This window comes from Alcanivorax sp. IL3, assembly GCF_047495465.1.
Taxonomy (GTDB): Bacteria; Pseudomonadota; Gammaproteobacteria; order Pseudomonadales; family Alcanivoracaceae; genus Alcanivorax; species Alcanivorax jadensis.
Genome location: NZ_CP179931.1, coordinates 2,587,595 through 2,608,298, shown reverse-complemented (window position 1 = coordinate 2,608,298; position 20,704 = coordinate 2,587,595). Strand labels below are relative to the sequence as shown.

General features: G+C 60.5%; 17 protein-coding genes and 1 pseudogene. 4 read left to right on the top strand and 14 right to left on the bottom strand.

The window, feature by feature from the left end; translation table 11 throughout:
• Window positions 1–96: 96 nt before the first annotated feature.
• The 9 genes from ACMG4M_RS12125 to ACMG4M_RS12085 form a co-directional block, all read right to left on the bottom strand.
• Window positions 97–486, bottom strand: a complete 390-nt coding sequence (locus ACMG4M_RS12125) for a PA2779 family protein (protein ID WP_414430106.1) — start codon at window positions 484–486, stop codon at window positions 97–99.
• Window positions 487–533: 47 nt separating this feature from the next.
• The gene (gene selD / locus ACMG4M_RS12120) at window positions 534–2,693 is read right to left on the bottom strand and encodes a selenide, water dikinase SelD (RefSeq protein WP_414431134.1); all 2,160 of its coding nucleotides are present in this window, start codon (window positions 2,691–2,693) and stop codon (window positions 534–536) included.
• Window positions 2,693–3,466 (bottom strand): PhzF family phenazine biosynthesis protein, encoded by a 774-nt coding sequence (locus ACMG4M_RS12115; protein ID WP_414430105.1) that lies wholly within the window; start codon window positions 3,464–3,466, stop codon window positions 2,693–2,695. Before ACMG4M_RS12115 ends, selD begins: the two co-directional genes overlap by 1 nt.
• 37 nt (window positions 3,467–3,503) lie before the next feature.
• Entirely contained in the window at window positions 3,504–5,024 is a 1,521-nt protein-coding gene (locus ACMG4M_RS12110; RefSeq protein WP_272998730.1) for an ABC transporter permease, read from the bottom strand.
• Window positions 5,021–5,671, bottom strand: coding sequence for an ATP-binding cassette domain-containing protein (locus ACMG4M_RS12105; RefSeq protein WP_414430104.1), 651 nt, complete (start codon window positions 5,669–5,671; stop codon window positions 5,021–5,023). The genes ACMG4M_RS12110 and ACMG4M_RS12105 overlap by 4 nt, the downstream gene beginning before the upstream one ends.
• Window positions 5,672–5,683: 12 nt before the next feature.
• Complete coding sequence (locus ACMG4M_RS12100) at window positions 5,684–6,556, bottom strand: putative selenate ABC transporter substrate-binding protein (RefSeq protein ID WP_335627643.1); 873 nt, start codon at window positions 6,554–6,556, stop codon at window positions 5,684–5,686.
• 358 nt (window positions 6,557–6,914) lie between these two features.
• Window positions 6,915–8,018, bottom strand: coding sequence for a tRNA 2-selenouridine(34) synthase MnmH (gene mnmH / locus ACMG4M_RS12095; RefSeq protein WP_414430103.1), 1,104 nt, complete (start codon window positions 8,016–8,018; stop codon window positions 6,915–6,917).
• Between the two features lie 432 nt (window positions 8,019–8,450).
• The gene (locus ACMG4M_RS12090; RefSeq protein ID WP_272974484.1) at window positions 8,451–9,320 is read right to left on the bottom strand and encodes a MaoC family dehydratase; all 870 of its coding nucleotides are present in this window, start codon (window positions 9,318–9,320) and stop codon (window positions 8,451–8,453) included.
• A 234-nt stretch (window positions 9,321–9,554) separates the two neighbouring features.
• Window positions 9,555–10,202 carry a TetR family transcriptional regulator gene (locus ACMG4M_RS12085; RefSeq protein ID WP_272974485.1) on the bottom strand — a complete coding sequence of 216 codons (648 nt, stop codon included), beginning with the start codon at window positions 10,200–10,202 and terminating at the stop codon, window positions 9,555–9,557.
• Window positions 10,203–10,504: 302 nt separating this feature from the next.
• Here ACMG4M_RS12085 and ACMG4M_RS12080 point away from each other — a divergent pair, with 302 nt between their 5' ends.
• The 4 genes from ACMG4M_RS12080 to ACMG4M_RS12065 all read left to right on the top strand — a co-directional run bounded on the left by ACMG4M_RS12080 (window position 10,505) and on the right by ACMG4M_RS12065 (window position 14,430).
• Window positions 10,505–11,623 (top strand): ferredoxin reductase, encoded by a 1,119-nt coding sequence (locus ACMG4M_RS12080; RefSeq protein ID WP_349380009.1) that lies wholly within the window; start codon window positions 10,505–10,507, stop codon window positions 11,621–11,623.
• 64 nt (window positions 11,624–11,687) lie between these two features.
• Entirely contained in the window at window positions 11,688–12,845 is a 1,158-nt protein-coding gene (locus ACMG4M_RS12075) for a fatty acid desaturase family protein (RefSeq protein WP_272974487.1), read from the top strand.
• A 125-nt stretch (window positions 12,846–12,970) separates the two neighbouring features.
• Window positions 12,971–13,990 (top strand): AraC family transcriptional regulator, encoded by a 1,020-nt coding sequence (locus ACMG4M_RS12070; protein WP_414430102.1) that lies wholly within the window; start codon window positions 12,971–12,973, stop codon window positions 13,988–13,990.
• Window positions 13,991–14,151: 161 nt separating this feature from the next.
• Window positions 14,152–14,430, top strand: coding sequence for a hypothetical protein (locus tag ACMG4M_RS12065; RefSeq protein WP_035246619.1), 279 nt, complete (start codon window positions 14,152–14,154; stop codon window positions 14,428–14,430).
• A gap of 77 nt (window positions 14,431–14,507) precedes the next feature.
• Here ACMG4M_RS12065 and ACMG4M_RS12060 read toward each other — a convergent pair.
• The 5 genes and pseudogenes from ACMG4M_RS12060 to ACMG4M_RS12040 form a co-directional block, all read right to left on the bottom strand.
• Window positions 14,508–15,832, bottom strand: a pseudogene (locus ACMG4M_RS12060) (Na+/H+ antiporter family protein).
• 248 nt (window positions 15,833–16,080) lie between these two features.
• A complete protein-coding gene (locus tag ACMG4M_RS12055; protein ID WP_414430101.1) occupies window positions 16,081–16,563 on the bottom strand; it encodes a TlpA family protein disulfide reductase in 483 nt (160 codons plus the stop codon).
• Window positions 16,560–17,744: a sialidase family protein gene (locus ACMG4M_RS12050; RefSeq protein ID WP_414430100.1), complete on the bottom strand. Its 1,185-nt coding sequence runs from the start codon at window positions 17,742–17,744 to the stop codon at window positions 16,560–16,562. The genes ACMG4M_RS12055 and ACMG4M_RS12050 overlap by 4 nt, the downstream gene beginning before the upstream one ends.
• The gene (locus ACMG4M_RS12045) at window positions 17,744–19,963 is read right to left on the bottom strand and encodes a TonB-dependent receptor (RefSeq protein ID WP_414430099.1); all 2,220 of its coding nucleotides are present in this window, start codon (window positions 19,961–19,963) and stop codon (window positions 17,744–17,746) included. Before ACMG4M_RS12045 ends, ACMG4M_RS12050 begins: the two co-directional genes overlap by 1 nt.
• A 216-nt stretch (window positions 19,964–20,179) precedes the next feature.
• Window positions 20,180–20,680 carry an FxsA family protein gene (locus ACMG4M_RS12040; RefSeq protein ID WP_414430098.1) on the bottom strand — a complete coding sequence of 167 codons (501 nt, stop codon included), beginning with the start codon at window positions 20,678–20,680 and terminating at the stop codon, window positions 20,180–20,182.
• Window positions 20,681–20,704: the final 24 nt, after the last annotated feature.

Here is a 20,704-nt window from a genome sequence, read left to right as displayed (position 1 = left end):
CAGGCTGACAAGGCATACCAGGTTGAAAGGGCGGGTAAGGCTTACGAGTGAAAGGCGAGGAGCGATTGGCTCCTCGCCATAGGGGACAGACATGGATCAGTTTATAGGATCGATAACCGGAAAGACGTCGGTGGCGCCCAGCAGATCCAGCAACACCAGAATCAGGATGATGGCGAGGATTACGCCAACCACGCCTTGACCCGCGGGCAACTCTTCCGCTTTCTGGGCCAGCTGCTGCAGTTCCTGATCAGTAAGACGGTCGAGACGCTGGCTCACCTGATCCTGGCTGACACCGTAATCACCCAGTGCCTTGGCGGCGACCTTGTGGTCCATCAGCTCCATTACCTGCGCCCTCATGGCCGCACGGTCCTGTTGTTGAATTACCGTGTCGTTACCGATCATGGCGGCCTGGGCGGCCGGCACAATCATCAACTGCATGAAAAGCAGCAATGATGCACTGAGAATACCGGTAATACGCTTGGTCATGGGATATCTCCATTCAGCTCAATGAATTCAACACTAACACCTTGACCCTAATGCAGAAGAATATCTCTCGAAGAATCACCATTTTTTACAAGGACTTTACCAATTTCTGACGCGTTCACTCCCGCTTCACGCAATTGCACAAGGGCCTGGGCCAGTGCCGCTTCGGGAATGCTGAACAGCAGTCCGCCGGCGGTTTGCGGGTCACACAGGATAGTCAGTAGCGACTCAGCAATCTGCTGCGTATCGCAATGCATCAACACTTGCCGGTTGGCCTCGTTGAGGGTGCTAATCACTCCGTTTTCAATCAGCGACAGAGTGCCGGGCAGCAGGGGAACGCTGTCGCTATCGACGGCCATGGCCACATCACTTTGCTGACAGATTTCATGGAGATGGCCGAGTAGACCAAAGCCGGTGACATCGGTGCAGGCGTGCACGGGAAAACCCTGCATGACCTGCTGGGCGATGCGATTGCTGACCAGCAGGTGGTCCAGAGTGGCATCCAGCCAGGGGCCGTACAGTTTATTTTTCTGCATCATGGCGGCCAGCTGCACGCCGCTGCCCAGGGGTTTGGTCAGCAGCAGACGATCGCCGTTCCGGGCGCCGCGTTTGTGCCAGAGTTGTTGCGGGTCCGCCTGACCGTTGACGGTAAAGCCGGCGGCCATCTGCGGGCCTTCGATGGTGTGGCCGCCAACCAGGGTGCAGCCGGCGGTGTTCAGTTCTTTCACGGCACCAGCCATCAAGCGGTGCAGATCCCGACCCTGCAATTTCGGGTGGTGCCAGGGCAGGGTCACGTTGGCGAGGGCAGAGTGGGGCGTGGCGTTCATGGCGTACAGATCGCTGAGGCTGTGCAGGGCGGCGACTCTGCCGAACAGGTAGGGCTCGTCAATGAAGGCCGGGAAATAATCCAGGCTCTGCACCAATCGCTTGTTGTCTGCCCAGTGAATGATGGCCGCGTCGTCGGCGGCATCAACGCCGGCTTCAATGCCGTCGCTGAGATAAGGCTGTAAATCCCGCAAGGCATCATGGAGCGCGCCACTGCCCACCTTGGCGCCGCAGCCGGCGCAATGCAGGGTATCCGGGTCCGCCGCAGGCGGTGTCATGGTGGGTAACTGGCGATCGAACTTGTCCATGAAGGCGCGATCGATGCGATCCTTCCAGCGCCATACCCAGTGTCCGGCAACGGACAGGGTTCCGCCACGGCTGGCCACTGCCTGCTTGCCGCCAGCGGAGAGCAAAGAAAGAAAGCGTTTCTGCGGTTGGTAGGCCTGCAAGGGTTGCCCGCTGATGGCGGCGTTCAGGTTGTGGGCCAGCACCTTGGCCTGACGCACGGCATAAACGCCGGCCTTGGGCAGGCTGTCGGGGAAGGCGGCGCAATCGCCGGCGGCAAACACGCGGCTGTCGCTGCGGCTTTGCAGGGTCTCGTTTACCCGCACAAAGCCCTTGTCGTCACAGTCCAGGTCGCTGTCAGCGATCACCCGGGTGCCACGTACGCCGGTGCACCAGAGCACCCGGGTGGCGTCCAGGGGAGCTTCGTTGGCGTAGAGCGCATCGCCGCGTTTTTCCACCCGTGTATGCTCACGCAACTGGATGCCGTAGTCATCCAGATAGCGTTGCATGCGCCGCCGCACGGATTCCGGGTAGCCTGGCAGTAGTTCTCCGCCGCTGATGAGTGACAGGGCTCCATGGTGTCCGGCCTGTCGCTGATGTTCGGCGATGGCCAGGACCATTTCCGTACCACCGGCGCCAGCGCCTACCACGGCCAGTGGGCTGTCATGATCACGCCATTGCTGCCAGCGCTGGTGGAAACTGGCTACCGGTTTTACCGGCACGATGTCCGGGTGACCGCCACCCACGGGTTGCAGGTCCGGTGTGGCGCCCACATCCAGGCTTAGCCAGTCATAGTCCAGGGTACTGCCATCATCCAGAGTCAGGCGCCGTTCGGCGCTGCAGATCTGTGTTACCGCAGCGCGGATAAAGCGGGTGCCGGTGGTCAGGCATAGCCGGTACAAATCCACGTGGCTATCGGTGAGGGTGTAGTGGCCGGCGATCAGGCCGGGCAGCATACCGGAATAGGCGCTCAACGCATCGGGCGACACCAGGGTAATCCGTACGCCGGGGATCGGTTTCATTGCCAGCATGCGCAGGGCCAGGGCATGGCTGTGGCCGCCGCCAATCAATACCAGGTCGTGGTTGGCCGAGGGGGTCATCACAGCAGAATATCGCCTTTCAAAAAGCAGCGGGCCTGGCCACTCAGGGTAACCCGGTCTCCTTTCAGGGTGCAGTGTAATTCGCCGCCCCGTGCAGAAAGCTGGCGGGCATGCAGGGTGGTCTTGCCCAGCCGTTCGGCCCAGTAGGGCACCAGGGTGCAATGGGCGGAGCCGGTCACCGGGTCTTCCGGCACGCCCTTGGCCGGGGCGAAAAAGCGGCTGACGAAATCGCAGTCATCGCCGGGGGCGGTGATCATGATCGCAAAGGTATCCAGTTTGCCGATGGCGGCAAAATCCGGCTGGAAGTTGCGTACCTGTTCCGCACTGTCCAGCACCACCAGGGTATCGCGAGCCTGAAGAACCTCCGTAAGAGGAATGCCCAGCGCCTGCTCGTAGGGTGCCCGGTTGCTGACCGGGTGCGCCGGTCGGCTGGGGAAATCCAGGCTCAGGGTCTGGCCGTTGCGCTCCACATACAGGGCACCGGATGCGGTATTGAAACGAATCCGCTCACCGGGAAATCCCAACGCATTGAACACTACCCAGGCAGCCGCCAGGGTGGCATGGCCACACAGATCCACTTCCACACTGGGGGTAAACCAACGCAGCGTATGGCCGGTGTCGTCCGCCACCAGAAAGGCCGTCTCCGACAGGTTGTTCTCCATGGCGATGTTCTGCAGCAGGGCATCGTCCGGCCAGCTTTCCAGCGGCACCACGGCTGCCGGGTTGCCGGCAAACAGGGAAGAGGTAAAGGCATCGACTTGATAGAGTTTCATGAGCTGCCTTGAAAATAACGCGTTCGTTTCATTGCCTTCATAGACCCAACCCCGGTTTTAGCCGTAACCGCTTGCGCAATCCCCGAGACAATGCATCCACCGCCAGATTGAGCATCACCGTGGCCAGGATCAATAGCAGGGTCCGATCGAAGCGGAATTCCGCCACGCTGGAATCAATATAGAAACCCAGGGTATGAATGCCAAGAATCCCCAGCACCGCCGTTTCGCGCATGATCACTTCCCAGCGGTAGAGCAGGAAGGCCAGCAGATTGGGGGTGACGCGGGGCAGTACTTCCCAGGCGTAGCGGTTGAGGCCGGTGGGGGCATCGGCGCGCAGCGTCAGGCTTTCGCTGAAGCGGCCGGTGAGGTGAGCAACGATGGCACCGGTGTGCAGGGCCAGGGCCAGGATGCCCGGCAGCATGGATGGGCCGAGCAGAATCAGGAAGAAGAAGGCGAGAAAGAATTCCGGGGTGGTGCGCATGACCACCAACAGGCCATGGCCGGCGGTACGGCTGACCCGGTTGCCGAACAGGGGCGAGATCAGAGGAAACAGCAGCAGCGATAGCAGGCCGGTGAGCAGCAGGGCTCCGAGGCCCAGCACCAGGGTCTGCCAGAGCCCCGGCCACAGTTGTTGTTGCCAAAGCATGGCAAACCACTGCCACAGTTCCGTCAATCCTCCGCCCTGGCGTAACGGCATTGGTACCAGATCCACGGTGACAAAGCGCACCAGGGTATCGAGCCGACCGGTGAACAGCGGTGGCGCCCAGGCAATGGCGGCCAGCAGGTATACCGGAATCAGCGCCGGGCGCAGCCACCAGCGCAGGGTAAAGATGATGGCAAAGAACAGGTAAAGCAGGGCGGCGCCCTGGTCGTAGCTGCCTTCACGAAAGGCGGTTTCCAGATGGAAACCCAGGGTGGGCAGGCCGATGAAACCCAGGATGGCTGAGGCGCGGATGGCGCATTCCAGCCGGTAGCCGCCGTAGGCCTTGAAGGCCTGCCAGACCAGTGGCAGGCGGGCATAGAAAAACACGCTCAGGCGCTGGCCGCTGGCTGGCAGGGCGCTGGCGGGGGCCGCGTCGGCTTCCTCCAGAAATTCACCGAAGACCTTGGCGAAGATGCCCGCGTAGGGAATGGCGATGGCCAATACCCCGGTGACGGTGCTCAGCCCGGCCACCTGTAACAACAGCAACCCCCAGAACAGCTCATGGACAGCGCGGATGCTGGCGGCAAAGCTCCGCACCCAACGTTGATGCCAGACCATGGCCATGAGAAAGCCGAACAGGGCGGCCAGGGCGGTGCCCTGCCAGGCGAAGGCCAGGGTATTGGCCAGTGCTCGCCAGAGGTTATCGGTGGAGAAAAAGTCTGGTGCCAGAAAGCCCTGGCCCATGCGCAGCAGCTCGCTGCCCGGGGAGGAGCGGGCTATCTCCAGGTCGGCAAACGCCAGGGCAATCAACCCGGCTACGGCGAGCCAGAAGCTGGCACGGCGCCAGCGGGAGGCGGTGGTGTTGATGACGGGATACCGGGCGCCGGAAGCCTGGCCGTGCTCGCCGGGGCTCATTGGTAGAGCGTGTCCAGGTCACTCAGGTTCAGGGTGCTGGCGGGGGCGTCGAGCAGAATCTTGCCGTCACCCAGGCCGATGATGCGGTCGCAGCATTGCAGCGCCAGCTCCCGATCATGCAGCGCGACCACGGCGGTATGGTGGCGGCCCAGTGCCTGTCGCAGCAACGCCAGCCCCTGGTGTTCATCCAGGCTGGAGACCGGCTCGTCGGCCAGCAGTATCGGTCGTTGTGTGTAGAGCGCACGACCCAGAGCAACCCGTTGCGCCTGACCCCCGGATAACTGGTCCACGCTGGTGAACAGCTTGTCCTGTAACCCCAGCTCCCGGGCCAGTTCGCCGACGCTGGACTTTTCCCGGGCGCTGGGCCAGATCAGGTTGCGCAGGTTGGTCAGGGTCGGGTTACGGGGTAGGGCGCCCATGTAGAGATTGTGGAAGACGCTGAGCATGGGGACCAGGTCGCCGGCCTGGGGGCACCAGGCACAGCTGGCTTCCTGTTGCTGGCGCAGTGCCGCCAGCAGGGTGGACTTGCCGGCGCCGGAGGGACCCAGCAAGGCGACTTTTTCCCCGTCGGCAATGGTCAGCGACAGGGACGCAAACACGACCTGGCCCGGGTGGCCAAGTCGTGCATTCTCAAGATGGAATGTCAAAATCCGATCCTGTTACTGCGCGTCCAGCAGGCCGATGGCTTCGGCAGTTTCCTCGATGGGCGCAAAGTCGTCATTGCTGGCGGGGATGAATTTTTCCCGCGGGAACGCATTCAGCAATACCGGGTCATCGATGGCCAGCAGGGCCTCGGTGACGCGCTGGCTGAAACCGTCGCCGAACTTGTCATTCAGATCGCCGCGTACGGTCCAGTGGTAGTCCGGATAACCGGGGGTTTCCCAGATCACCTGTACCTTGCTGGTGTCGATCTTGCCTTCTTCCAGCTCGCGCTCCCATACCTTGTAGTTCACCGCGCCGGTAGCGTAGGCGCCGCTTTGTACCAGGGCGATGGTGGCGCTATGGTCGCCGGAGAAGCCGACTTTATCAAACAGTTGGTCCGGGGCCTGGTTGAAGGTCTCGCGCAGGTAGAACTCCGGCATCAGGCGCCCGGAGGTGCTGCCCTTGGAGCCGAAGGTGAAGGACGGCTGATCGATAAAGGCCTCGGGGAGGGTATCGGACTGAGTCAGGCCGGTACTGGTGTTGGCGATGAAGTAGGACTTGAAGTCAGGATCTTCCAGGCCCTGGGCGATGGCCTGGGAGCCGGGCACCAGGCGACGAGCCTGAACACCGGACAGACCGCCGAACCAGGCCATCTGCACTTCGTTATTGCGGAAGGCAGTGACGGCAGCGGCATAGGATTTCACCGGCACATATTTCACCGGCACGCCCAGTTTTTCTTCCAGATAGAGGGCAACCACGCCGAAGCGTTTTTCCAGTTGCGATTCATCCTGATCAGGGATGGCGGTGAAAACGAAGGTCCCGGTGTGGGGTTCATTACAGGCAGAGAGCAGCAGTGCTGCAAACAGGGCGGCAAGAAGCTTGAAACGCATTGTTGACTCCGTTCAATAGGGAGGCTTACCGGACAAAGTGGACATTCCGTCGCGGGTCCGGCCAGACACGACAAGGTGATTATAGAGCGCCGGGTGCTGGATACCAGTGTACAACGCAGCCTGGAAGATAAATCCCTGTTGGAGCCTTGCTTGCAAGGCGAAGGGCGTTATTCCGGTGCCATGCCAGCGGGTAGCTCTTCGCTTTGCGAGCAAAGCTCCAACGGAGGCTTCGGAGGCAAACCGGGGAGATAATTCCCCTCCGCCTTTCGTTGGAGCCTTGCTTGCAAGGCGAATGCCCGCCAATAGGTTCTGCGGATTATTCGCCTTGCGAGCAAGGCTCCAACAGTCGCTTGGGGTTTCAGGCGTCTGGCGTCTGGCGTTCTTCCAGAAACGCCATGACCTCGTTGCGGCTACCCTCAAAGACAATGTCCCCTTCCCGGCGGGAAAGCATGTAGTCGTACATGGGGTCGTAGTAGTCGCTGAGCAGAGTGCGGATCCAGTCTTCGTGTAGTCCGGTGTCACCGCTGATGGCCTGGACGGCCAGAGCTTCGGACAGTTGCTGGCGGAGCTGTTGGTGGCGCAGTCCGCCCAGGCGGCGGCGGATGCGGTCCATGGCGGCGAGCAGCTCTTCCCCCAGATAGTGAAGAGCCTGCTTTTCGCCAAAGTGCTGGCGGTATTCTTCCAGCGGTCCTACCACGTAATCTTCCAGGGTCACCTGCACCCGGGATTCCAGCGTCTCGTTGATGATGATGCGCGGGCAGGTGCTGATCTTGTCCTGCAGGGAAAAGGGCAGGTGGCAGCGGCCGATCAGTTTGCTCTCGTCTTCCAGCAATACCCTGGCCGGGCTCTGTGCTCGCTGCTTGAGCATGGCGATGGCCAGAGCATTGTCGAAATCGATCTGGGTGGGCTGACCGCCGGGGCGTCGGCCGAAGGAAGAGCCACGGTGATGAGCCAGCCCTTCCAGATCCACGGCATTGGTCTGGCTTTCGATGACCCGGGTCTTGGCGCAACCGGTGCGACCGCAGAGGATCTCGAAGGGCAGGGCGGCAATGCAGGCTTCCATCTCGTCGAGCAGGAAACGGCGCATGGCCTTGTAGCCACCGGTAATCAGCGGCGCATCGATCCCGGCTTCACGCAGCCAGGCCTGGGTGGTCTGGCTGCGCAGCCCGCCCCGGAAGCAATACAGATAACCGTTCGGATTGGCCTGCCACCATTGCTGCCAGGCTTGCATGCGCTGTTCGCGCTCGGTTCCGCTGACCAGTTCGTTACCCAGATCAATGGCCGCCTGCTGGCCATGCTGCTTGTAGCAGATGCCGATCTGGTGGCGTTCGTCGTCGTTGATCAGGGCGATATTGGCGGCACCGGGGAAGGCGCCTTTGGCAAATTCCACAGGGGCACGCACGTCCAGCAGGGGCGTGTCGTTCAGGAACAGGGACAGGAAATCGTCGGTGTCGTTGCGCATGGGAAGCGAGTTTAGTGCAGGTGTCAGCGGCAATCTACTTGTGCATTGCTACGGAGCACCTGTAGGAACGGAGCGTAGCGGAGTAACGCGCGTAGTTCCGTGCGGCCCGAAGGGTGAGCTAAGCGAATACACCTCTTGAGGTGCGAACCGCGCTTGCGCGGAAATCGGCCGCAGGGCGATCAGGGATATCAGCGCTCGACAGGTTCCAGAAAGAATGGCGGACGGACTTTGATCTTTGCCGCCTCGCTACGCTCGGTTCGCACCTCAAGAGGTGTTCCTACATCAACAACCTACGGCAAGGTTCGAATCGCGCCGCGAGCGGCGCTCCTACCGTTCTTTGCAAGCCAGCCACAAAAAACGCGGGCAGGGCGCTATGTGATTAGCACGGCCCTGCCCGCGTTGCAGCTTGTGACTTGACGCTTGTAGCTGTTTTTACTCCGCCGGGCGGATCTGGCCGGCCAGGTGCGGTTTGATGCCGTCCTTGGCGAGCAGGCGGAAGTCGCTGCCGCCGTCTGCCGGCTTGTTCTCGAATTTCACGGTGGCGGGGATGAACATGGGCAGTTTGAACTGCACATCCACGGTGAAGGCTTCTTCCGGCAGCTGATTCTGCAGCTCGGCCAGGCAGCGGGCCTTGGACCACATGCCGTGGGCTATTTGGCGTTTGAAGCCGAACAGCTTGGCGGACAGTGGGTACAGGTGAATCGGGTTGCGGTCGCCGGAGACAGCGCCGTAGCGACGGCCTGTGTCGCCGGGAACCTTCCATTCCACGGTATCGGTGGCCGGCTGCGGCTTGGGCGCATCTTTCTTCTTGCTGCTGCTACCGCCGCCGCTGCGGAAGAAGTTCACCGATTCGCTTTCCCACACCCGTTCACCGCCAGTGCTGATGCTGGTGAAGATGGAGAACTCGTAGCCCTTGTCTACCTTGGTCAGGTTGCCCAGGAAGCACTTCACGTTCAGCTGCTCGCGCTCGCTGATCGGGCGGTACTGGGTGATGCTGTTGCGCACGTGCACCAGGCCCATGGCCGGGAACGGGAAGCCGTCGCTGAGGATCAGGGCCATATGCAGCGGGAAGGCGTGCATGTGCGGGTAGGTCACCGGCAGCTTGCCGTCGGCGGCGAAGCCGCAGACCTTGCGGTAGGCCGCCAGGTGTTTTTCATCCAGTGCCACGTCGTTCAGACGCAGGCCGATGTCCGGCAGGGTGGGGTTGCTGCCCGGCTTCACGGTGGCGCGCAGGACCGCCTTGGCGAAGTTGATCACCATGGGGGGCGCATTTCGCAGTTCGCGGAATTTTACCTCACTCATTACTCGATCCTTTCCCGTTGGTCGTGTGGTGGTCTCAGACCCATGATCTTTATGTCCCTGCGTTGTGACAGGCAGAGGCGTAAAGATCATGGAACGACGACACGGAAGGAGTATAGAGCAGGGCAGGCGACACGCTATTGGCCGCGCAGACAGGCTGTATAGGGACTAAAGCACACGAAAAGAAAACTGTGATGGAGGTTTGCTGTCGGCAGGAAAGGGCCGCAAGCCCGGGGATCATTGATCCGGTTTGGACTTCCAGAAGCCGACGCCGAAATAAATCAGCCGCAGCTGCTTTTCCGCCGTGCCGAGCACCTGGTTCTGACCGAACTCGTCGTCTTCTTCCAGTTCCAGCATTTCCTGGGTCAGGGCCGTCACATTGTTGACTACCAGCCCGGCCATCATCTGCAGGTCTTCCGCATTCACATGGTTCAGAAACGGAAAGCGTGCCATGTCCATGGCCAGCTCGTTGGTGAACATGCGGATTTCCCGGCGAATGGCGTTGCGCATGGTGGGGGTGCCGCCGGCCAGTTCCTTGGAGACGAACAGGAAGTGGGCGCGGTTGTTGCGGACATAGTTGAAGTACACCTCCAGGGAGCCGCGCAGCATGCGCTCGTTGGGCAGCTCTTCCTGACGGACCTGGCGCATCATATGGCGCAGGGTGCGGAAAGATTCATCCAGCAGGGTCAGGCCCAGGGCGCTCATGTCCGGGAAATGCCGGTAGAAGGCGGTGGGGACCACGCCGGCTCGCTTGGTCACTTCGCGCAGGCTGAGGCTGGAGAAGGGGGCTTTCTTGACGACCAGATCCAGCGCCGCCGCCATCAGAGCTTCACGGGTCTGGCCCCGTTTCGGCTTGCGGGCTCTGCTGGTGGTTTCCTTGGTCATTACCGGTCGCCTCTGCATTGGGATTCAGGTCGCTGGTCAGGCCTGGCCGGCAGTGTCTTTTCCCTGTTGCCGACTGGCCGGGCAGGAATGTGCCGGGGTGGTGGCGGGCTTTAGACACCAACAGACCCTGAAAATACGCTGTAAATTCTCCTCGTTGTAGGGCCGTGATGCAACTGGTGCGAAAAAAACATATGTAACTGCATGATAATGCAGGCGTTTGCAAATTTAAGTGTACAGGTGTTGACGTAAATAGTGGGTCTGTGAATAATGAGCACAACTGTTCACTTACAGGGATGAACCCAATGAACGCAATGACACAGACCTCCAGCCGTTTTCAGCAAGGCCTCACCCGCCTGCTGCAGTCCCGTGTGGCGGATATTCTTTCCTATCCCCATGGCGTCGACCGTTATCTGGAAGTGTTCAATCCGCTGTGGTCCGTTAATGAGGTGCGCGCCAAGGTTGAAGCCGTGCGCTACCTGACCAATGACAGCGTGACCCTGACTCTGCGTCCCAATCACAACTGGGAAGGCTTTGTTCCCGGTCAGTTTGTCCAGCTTTCCGTCACCATTGATGGCAAGCGTCAGACTCGCTGCTATTCACCGGCCAACTCCCTGCACCGTGCTGACGGCTGCATCGAGTTGACCGCCAAAGTGCACGCCAACGGCTTTGTTTCCCGCCATCTGCGTGAACAGCTGAGCGCTGGCGACGTAGTGCTGCTGTCCCAGGCAGACGGCGAGTTTGCCCTGCCGGCACAGCGTCCGGAGCAGGTGCTGCTGATCAGTGGCGGCAGTGGTATCACCCCGGTGATGTCCATGCTGCGCACCCTGTGTGACGAAGGCTTCAGCGGCCCGATCACCTTCCTGCATTACGCCAACACCGCCGCCGACATGATCTACGCCAGCGAACTGGATGAGATTGCGCGGGCTCACGACAACGTGACCCTGGTGCGCTGCTTCAATGATGAGGGTGAACAGGGTGAACTTTCCGGCCTGTTTTCCCGTGAACATCTGTACATTGCTGCGCCGGAATTTGCACAGGCAACCACTTTTCTGTGTGGTCCGCCGCCGATGATGGCTGCGGTGGAAAAAGTCTGGGAAGAGGATGGCCTGGCAGAGCGTCTGCACAAGGAGCAGTTCACCCTGGCGACGCCGCAGATCGAAAGCGACAGCGCCGAAGGCGAAGTGCGCTTCGTACAGAGCGAAAAAATGGCCATCAACAATGGCGCCACCCTGCTGGAACAGGCCGAGTCCGCCGGGCTTACCCCGGAATCCGGTTGCCGCATGGGTATCTGCCACGCTTGTACCTGCCGCAAGACGGCCGGTGAAGTGCGCGATATCCGCACCGGCGAGATCACCAGTGGCGAAGAAGACATTCAAATTTGCATCAGCGTGCCGGTGGGCACGGTGACCCTCGACATCTAAACGGATTCACCCAAACCGAAGCGTCCCGAGACGAATCTTCAAACCGGGTTTAAGGAGAAAGCACATGAGTATTTTCAGCAACTTGACCGCCGAACAATTCGAGACCATTGGCCAGGAACTGGACGTCATCCGTAATCGTGAAATGGCGGACCTGGGCGAAGAAGATGCTACCTATATCCGCACCCTGATCAAGCGTCAGCGTCGTCTGGAAGTGGCCGGTCGCGGCTTGCTGATGGCGGGTTTCCTGCCGCCGGCATGGCTGGCGGGTGTGGCTTGTCTTTCTGCCTCCAAGATCCTGGACAACATGGAAATCGGCCATAACGTGATGCACGGCCAGTACGACTGGATGGGCGATCCGGCCATCAACTCCAAAGTCTTTGACTGGGACAACACCTGCACTAACACAGCCTGGAAGCAGACCCACAATTTCGAGCACCACACTTTCACCAACGTGCTCGACAAGGACCATGACATTGGTTACGGCATCCTGCGCATGTCGGAAGACCAGGAGTGGGAACCCCGCTTCCTGTTCAACCCGATCCTGGCAGGTATCCTGGCGACCTTCTTCCAGCATTTTGTGGCGATTCAGAGCCTCAAGCTGGAGGACTACCTGATCTACAAGACCAAGACCAAGGAAGAGGTGAAGGCCGAATTCAAGCCGACCTGGAAGAAGATGCGCAAGCAGTTGGTCAAGGACTACCTGCTGTTCCCGGCCCTGGCGGGACCGTTCGCCCCCTTCGTGTTCGCCGGTAATATGGCGGCCAATGTGGCGCGCAACCTGTGGTCTTCCCAGGTGATCTATAACGGTCACTTCCCGGAAGAGGTGGAGCAGTTCCCCGAGTCCGTGATCGAGAACGAGACCCGTGGCCAGTGGTATGTGCGTCAGCTGCTTGGTTCGGCCAACTTCGAAGGTGGCCGTCTGATGCACGTGATGAGCGGCAACCTGAGCTTCCAGATCGAACACCACCTGTTCCCCGATCTGCCGGCTCACCGTTATGCCCGCATCGCTCCTGAAGTACGTGCCATCTGTGAAAAACATGGCCTGCCGTACAACACCGGCTCTTTCGTGAAGCAGTCTCTGAGCGTCTGGAAACGGATCTTCAAGCTGTCCCTGCCCAGCAAAACGGAAGGGGGCAGCAAGAAGGGCCCGCTCAATGGTCTGCGCGCCAAAGTAGTGTCCCTGACCCGTGAACCTGAGTCAGAGACACGCAAGGCTGCCTGATAGCCTCAAGGTGGTCTGATCTCCTGGTTCGGGCCGGTCCTGCGCTGGTTCCGGCCCTGCCATCCTTATGCTACTCTCAGTCGATCTGAGAGTAGCTTTTTTTATTTGGGGACAAGGCAGAACGCATGGCAGAAATGACAGATTCCGGTGTGCTGTTGCGAATGGCCTATAAGGCCATGATAAACGCCGGTATTGATGCCGATGCCGTGTTGGCAGAAGTCGGTCTCGACAAATCCATCCTTCAGGTGCCGGACCTGCGTACGCCCCATGACGCCCAGGAATGGTTCTGGCAGGCCCTGGAGAAGGTGTCCGGTGATGAACACATCGGCCTGCATCTAGGGGAGCATATTCCGGTCTACAAGGGCCAGGTGCTCGAATACCTGTTTCTCTCCAGCCCCACCTTTGGCGAAGGCCTCAAGCGAGCTCTGGATTACCAGCGCCTGCTGTCCGACGCCGCCCAGGGGGAATTGTTTGAAGAGGGTGACCGTGTCTTCCTCAAGCAGATGATCTGGAGTAAACGCCTCAGCCATCTCAACGAATGCATGATGATGGGCGTGATCAAATTTTTCCGCTTTGTTACCGACGGGGCCTTCGAGCCGCTGGAAGTGCACTTTGGTCATACCCGCCATGCGGACAAACTGGAATACGAGCGTCTGTTCGACTGCCCGGTGAAATTCGACATGCCGAGCATTGGCATGTACTTCGATGCCCGGGTCATGAATCTGCCGTCAGCCCATCACGAGCCGGAACTGCTGCACCTGCATGAACAGCTCGCCAGTGAGCAGGTGGCGCGGCTGGAAAAGCAGGACCTGGTGGCCCAGGTCAACCGGTTGATCGGTGAGCTGCTGGAATCCGGTCATGCCAATTTGGAAGAAGTGGCCGAACGCCTGGGCATCAAGGCCCGTCAGCTACGGACTCGGCTTGCGGATGCCGGCACCAACTTCAACCAGCTGGTCGCTGACTATCGTTGCCGTTTGGCCAAGCGTCTTCTCGCCGGTACCGAAGAATCCATTGATGAAATCGTCTATCTCACCGGCTTCTCGGAACCGTCCACGTTCTACCGGGCTTTCAAACGCTGGGTCGGCATGACCCCGATCGAGTACCGCAAGTTGAAGGCGGAAGAAGACGCGGCGGAGAACCGTTGAGCGTTGCGAGTTGAAAGGTTAAAGCAAAAGAAAGGCGCCAGTGGCGCCTTTTTGCGATTTATCGTAGAAATATTTTCAGGCGTCACCATGCAAGGGTGCCGTAATTCTTCGCCTCACCGGGTGGTGGGGCATCCATCAAAACGTTTAGTCGGTGTTAACCAGTGAAAGAGTCTCTGCGCAAAGTTTTCTCTCCCATTCTCACCCCCTTTGAGTCTGGTGATGACAGCTATGCCTATCGCCCCTCGCATCGAAAAATTCTGATTGTGGTCGGTACATTGTTTCTGGTGCTTGCTACCGGGGCCCTGGCGGCAACGCTGGTGGCGCAGCTGTATGGCGGGCTGATTCCTGTCGCTGTTTTCCTGGCGGTGGGTCTGGTGTGTGAAGTGGTGGGTTTGTTGGGCAGTGACAAGGCGGTGGCCCGTATGTGGAAGAGTAAGTAATTCGGAGCTGTAGCGTTTGTTGGTTCGTTGAAGCCTTGTGAAAAAGGCTCCAACGGTCAAGCTAGCGGACGCTTTATTCAGAGCACCATGGCAGCCAGCCAACCTGCGGCGATCAGTGGCAGGTTGTAATGAATAAAAGTGGGAATCACCGTGTCGCGGATATGGTCGTGCTGACCATCGGCATTCAGGCCGGCGGTGGGCCCCAGCGTGGAGTCCGAGGCCGGGGAGCCCGCATCTCCCAGCGCGGCAGCGCTTCCGACCAGGGCGGCGGTGGCCAGCGGGGAGAAACCCAGTGCCAGGCAGAGCGGCACATACAGGGTGGTGATGATGGGGATGGTGGAGAACGACGAGCCAATCCCCAGCGTCACAAACAGGCCGAGCAGTAATAACAGCGCCGCTGCCAATGGTGGACTTTGCAGGCCGCTGGTCACGCTTTCCACCAGCACGGGCACCTGCCCGCTGGCGCCTACCACCGCGGCATAGCCGTTGGCGGCAATCATGATAAAACCGATCAGGGACATCATTTTCACGCCCTGGGTAAAGGCATCCTGGGATTCCCGCCAGGGCACTACACCCCCGCTGTAAACACCAGAAACCCCACCAGGGCACCGAGAATAATGGAGTCGCTGTAAAGCTGTAGTGCCAAGGCGGCGGCCAGGGCGATGGCGGCGACGATGACGTTGCGCGGCGAGAGCGAGACGTGTTGTTCCTCGCCGGGGAGCTCTACCGGCCGGTAATCGCGGGGCTTGCGATAGCGGATGAACGCCAGAATCAAACCCACCACCATGCCCGCCGCGGGCAGCAGCATGGCTAGCGGCAGTTCTCCTTTGGGAATCTCAAGGCCGGCTTTTGCCAGGCTGGGGCCGAGCTGGGCATGCAGGAAAATACTGCCGAAGCCCACCGGCAACACCATGTAGGGCGTGATCAGCCCGAAGGTGAGCACGCAGGCGGCCAGTCGTCGATCCAGGCGCAGCTGGTGCATCACCTCCAGCAACGGCGGCACCAGGATGGGGATAAAGGCGATATGAATGGGCACCAGGTTCTGGCTCATGATGGCGGCAGCCAGCAGCACGGTGAGCAGCAGGGTACGAATCCGGCGTAGCTGGTGTGGGGCCGGGGTGCGACCCAGCCGGGCGATGATGCGGGCGGCCAGCCATTCGGTAATGCCGGAACGGGCAATGGCTACCGCAAAGGCACCGAGCAAGGCATAGCTCAGGGCGATATTGGCGCCGCCACCCAGGCCGTCGCCAAAGGCCGCCAGAGTGCTTTCCAGATCCAGCCCACCACCAATGCCTGCCACCAGCGCCGCGCACAGCAGCGCCAGCACCACATTCATGCGCGCAATGCTCAGGCCCATGAGCAGAATCACGGACCAGACGATGGGGTTGAGTAACGGGCTCATGGCGCCTCCGCCGGGCGGGCTGGGTCGGTTGGAAGGCGCGGAGTTTAGCAGGGGTGGGGGAGGGCTTGCTAACCCGCAAGACCCCTTGATGTCTGGTAGAGCGCCGTTGAGAGCGATGTAGGAGCCATGCTCGCATGGCGAATCGTTTTCCCTGCCAGCGATCAGTTAGTAAGCCGGTAGTTAAGTCAGACTGTAGGAGCGGCGCTCCTACGGAAAATAAAAACATAGCCCTAATGTATTTAATAGCCTCAGAAGCTGTGCTGGCTATTGTCGGCAGACAGGCTTTGCAGCCACTGGCGCAGGCGTTCTTCGGTGAGGGTGCCGCTGTGCCCCTGGGTGCTGTCTTCCTCGATCAGATAGCTGCGCGGCAGTTCGCCGTACCAGTTCGGGTCGATTTCCCGGCGTTGTCGGGCGGGGATTGGATCGGCGAACTGGTAGTTGGGCAGGGCGTCGGTGTTATGTCGCTGCAGGGTGGCGGCCACATCATCGCTGCTGCGCAGGGTGTCGGTGTTGACCAGCACCACCGGCAACGTCTCGCCTTCCTGATGCAGTCGACCCAGGGCAGCCAGTTCGTCATAACAGGGCGGGCAGTCCACCGACCAGAGCACCACCAGTACGGGGCGTGGATGCTGCTCCAGGACCTGCTGGTAGCCCCCCCGGTGCAGTGGCTCCAGGGCCGTGGCGAAGCAGGAGAAAGCCAGCAGCATCATGAAAAGCGTCAGGTGTTTCATTGGCTTTCTCCGCTAATCGCTACCAACTGGTTGCCTTCATCGTCGGTGCGCCAGGCGAGAAAAATCTGCTCGCCATTGCTGATCAACAAGGGGTGGTCGGAACCGTTGCGGGTGTACAGCAGGGAGCGCACGTCATTCCAGCGCTTTCCGCCATCCCAGGACAGTTTCAAACGGATAACGCTGCGTTCCCCATCGTCCAGATCCTTCCACGCCAGTGCCACGGTATCACCCAGCACCGCTACCTGGCCGTGGGCCGCGGCGGGGCCGCCCAGTTTTATCGGGCTGTCTCCGCTGCGCTGGTAGAACAGGCCCTGGCGTTTTTGTCCGGCGGTGAACCAGAGCTGATGACGGCGGTTGCCGTCCATGGCCAGCGCCGGACCATGGTGGGGGCAGCCGTTGAGTTGCCATTGATCGTCGCTGGCCCGTTCGATGGGCTCTGGGGTGGTGGCATCCCGGAAGCGGATCAGGGCGTGGTCGCGGATGCCGCCGGTGAACACCTGGCGGTAGAGAATTACTGGCAGGCCTTGCTCATCAATGCTCATGGCCAGCCGGCAGCATTCACAGGAATGGGCGGCCAGGCGCTGATTGCGGGCGAAGCTGGCGCCGTGGTCTGTGGAGTGGGTGTAGTAAAGCGCCGCGCCCACATAGTCCTGGCCTGCGTCTTTGGCGTTCTGCTGGTCGCGTTTGTCCACCCACACCAGGAACAGCTCGCCGTCGTCGTTGACGGCCATGGCCGGAAAGCGGTGGGCGATGGTGCGGCGATCGTCATTGATGGTCACCGGTTCGCTGAAGCTGTTGCCGCCATCCAGGGAGCGGCTGAAACGGATATGCCCGGTCCAGGGTGTGTCCGGTTTTTTGGTCCATAGCAGGTAGATTTGATTGTCCGGGCCGAAGGCGATTTGCGGGCGATCTTCGCCCTGGTCATCCACCGCTTCCGGTTCCGGGTTGACGATCCGCGGTTCGCCGCCTTGCTGTTGCACACGAATATGATCCTGCTGATACCAGACCCACCAGAGCTTGCCATCATGATCGAAGGCCGGGGTCGGGGCGCGACCGCATGCGGGGGCAATGCGGTCTTCGCAGGCCGCCTTGGTGTTGTGGCTGTGGGCAGAATGCGCTGACACTGCGGGCGCCATGGCCAGCAGTGTGAGTGTCAGGCAGGCGAGTGCTCGATACGGCATCAGTAATCCCAGTTAACTTCGGCAAACAAGGTGCGGCCCGGGTAGGGGTGAAACACGTAGTAGCGATGATCGGTGACATTATCCATGCCCAGCGCCACGCTGATGTGATTATCCAGCTGGTAGCGCCCGCGTACATCCAGCACCAGATAGTCGTCGGTAAAGCCGAAACCTTCCGCATCGCCGTCGCTGTTATCCAGACTGTCATAGGGATCACTGGCGTAGCGCAGGCCACTGCTCAGGTTCAGTTTTTGTGTGGCCTGGTAGCGGGCCAGCAGGTTGGCACGCCAGCGGGGAACGCGGGGGAACTGCTTGCCTTCAGAGGCCGGCTGGGCGGCGTTGTCTTCGATAATGGCGCGGGTGTAGGAGACGTTGAAGTCCACGGTCAGACCGTCCACCAGCAGGTCCGGCCAGTTGGCGATGAACTCGATGCCCCGTGAGCGCACCCGATCGATGTTCTGGAAGTTGTTTACCCCAGTGAAAACGTTGGTCTGCCGGAAGATGGCATCGTCCACGTCGTTTTCCCACAGGTTCACGGTCACCGTTGCCAATGGGAAGAAGTGCTTCACCATCAGATTCTTGCTCAGGCCCACCTCGGTTTTCAGATTCGGGTCGAAGGCCGCATTGAAGTCGCCATTGTTATCCAGGCTGCCCTGGTAAAGTTCACCCACGGTGGCGAAGCGGTGAGCCTTGCCCAGGGACAGGCTGGTGAGCCAGTCGCCGGTTGGCCGATAGCTCAGGCTGGCCTTGGGAGAAAAGGCCTGTTCGTGGCGTTGCGGATAGGCAGCGGAGGCACCGTTCTGGACCAGACGACCGTCGCTGGCCTGCCACCATTCCTGACGACCACCCAGTGTCAGATCCAGTTTGTCGGTGAGTGCCCATTGGTTTTCGATAAACAGGGCCTGGGTGCGGGTTTCGCCCTGGGAGGCGCTTTTCAGGGTGCGGCCCCGGGTGGTACGCCACTCGCTGGTGTCGTAGTTGATCTCGTCCAGGCGGTAGCGGTCGATGTGGTAACCGAAGGCCACTCGCTGGCCCAGCCAGCCGCCATCGTGGCGATGTCCCAGATTCAGGTCGAAGGTCTGCCAGCCAGTGCCCTGGTCATCACTGAAGGTGCCGGGGCCGCCGACCCTGGCCACCGCGAAATCGGTGCCGGAGCGACGGCTGGTGTCGTCCAGTACCCGGTAGTCGGATACGCCGGTCTGGATGTCCCAGCCATTACCCAGCTTGCCATCCAGCTCCAGGCCGGTGATCAGATCCTGGCTTTCGCTCAGGCCCAGTCGCTGACTGGTGACGGCAAAATCCTCACCGTTGATGGTCACATCGCCATTGTAGATCAGGCTGCCATTGGCATCGCGCAGGTAAGTCTGGGGTGTCAGGGTTTCATCACGGCGGTCCAGCCAGGCCAGGGTGAGGCGGGCCTGCAGATCGCGGGTCAGGTCGTAGCCCAGCTTCAGTTTCAGGTTCTGCTCGGTCACCTCGCTGCCGCTGGCCGCATTGTAGAGATAGCCGCCCTGGGAATAGGGGTAGGCCCCGGTTACCGGGGTGCCGGGATTGGCGCCGGGTCCACGGGTGAGACCGAAGCTCTGCGGATGGCTTTCGTTTTCCAGCCGGCTGGCGGCCAGCAGCAGGCTCCAGGCACCTTTGCGATTGCCGACCACGGCGTTCAACCGATGGCCCAGATACGACTCGTCAGTGCCGTAGTCGTCGAAGTCCTGCAAAAAGGTACCGGCACTGAGGTGGGCCATTGGCTGGCTGGGCATCGTGGTGTGGAACACGGTGACACCGCCCAGGCTGTTGCCGCTGTAACGGGCAGAGTAGGGACCGTAGAGAATCTCCACCCGATCGATTTCCCGGGGCTGCACCACATCCCAGCGGGGAGCCGTGCCAAAGTTGGCGCCGAGAAAATTACTGAGCAGCAGCCCGTCGCTGTAAACCAGTGCGCGCGGGGTCTGGAAATTGTGCATATCGCGGAAGGTAAGCAGGCCGTTGCGGTCGCCGATAAAGCGTTTCCGTACCATCAGGTTGGGCTGGTACTTGATCACGTCCTCGCTGTCTGCAGTGTTGATGTCCGCCACCTCGGCAGCGGTGATCTGACTGCTGAGCGCAGAGGCCGGACTATCCAGCGCTGAACCGGACTGACTGACAGAAATGGTCTCCAGCTCATTGGCGTGCAACGAGGAGAGACTGCTGAGCAGGATACTGGTGAAAACACGACGATGCATGGAACCCCCGGATGATGGCGGGGGCATTATTGGCAAAATCGGGGCGTTGGCCAATGTGGCAAAGTGTCGCAGGTGGGGGGAATGAATAGTTAATAGTTCGCGAGGTCTGTTCTCAGGTTTGCAATGCCAGAGGCCGCGCACGGAGTCTGGGCGCGGACTCATGTGTTTGGAAAAGCCGCGATCCTGCCCCGCGAGTTATTAATTATTCACTATTAATTATTCATTTTTTTCCCTGTGTGCCTCCCCCTCAATGGTCACATTGCCATCGTCCTGTCGGGGCGGTTGCTGGAAGGGGTTGGGGCCTTGCTGGGTGTAACGGCTATAGGTGAAGCCGCCACCCTGCATGGTGGTGAAGCCCTGCAGGGTGCCTTTCTCGATGACCTTGCGGGCCATGGCACGGCGCGAGCCCGGCAGCAGTAGGGCAAAGCCCACCGCATCGGTGATGAAGCCGGGGGTGATCAGCAGGGCGCCGCCGAGCAGCAGCATGATCCCTTCCACCATTTCCTGGCCGGGCATGTCGCCCTGTTGCATACGCTGGTTGAGACGTATCCAGGTCTCCAGCCCCTGGCGGCGGAACAGGTAGCTACCCAACAGGGCGGTAACCACGGTGGCGACGATAGTGATCGGCCAGCCAATCAGGCTAGCCACTTTCGCCAGCACCAGCACTTCCAGCAGGGCAAAACCGAAGATGAAGAAGAAAATGCGACCGAAACCCATGGGGTGTCCTGTGTCAGAGGTATA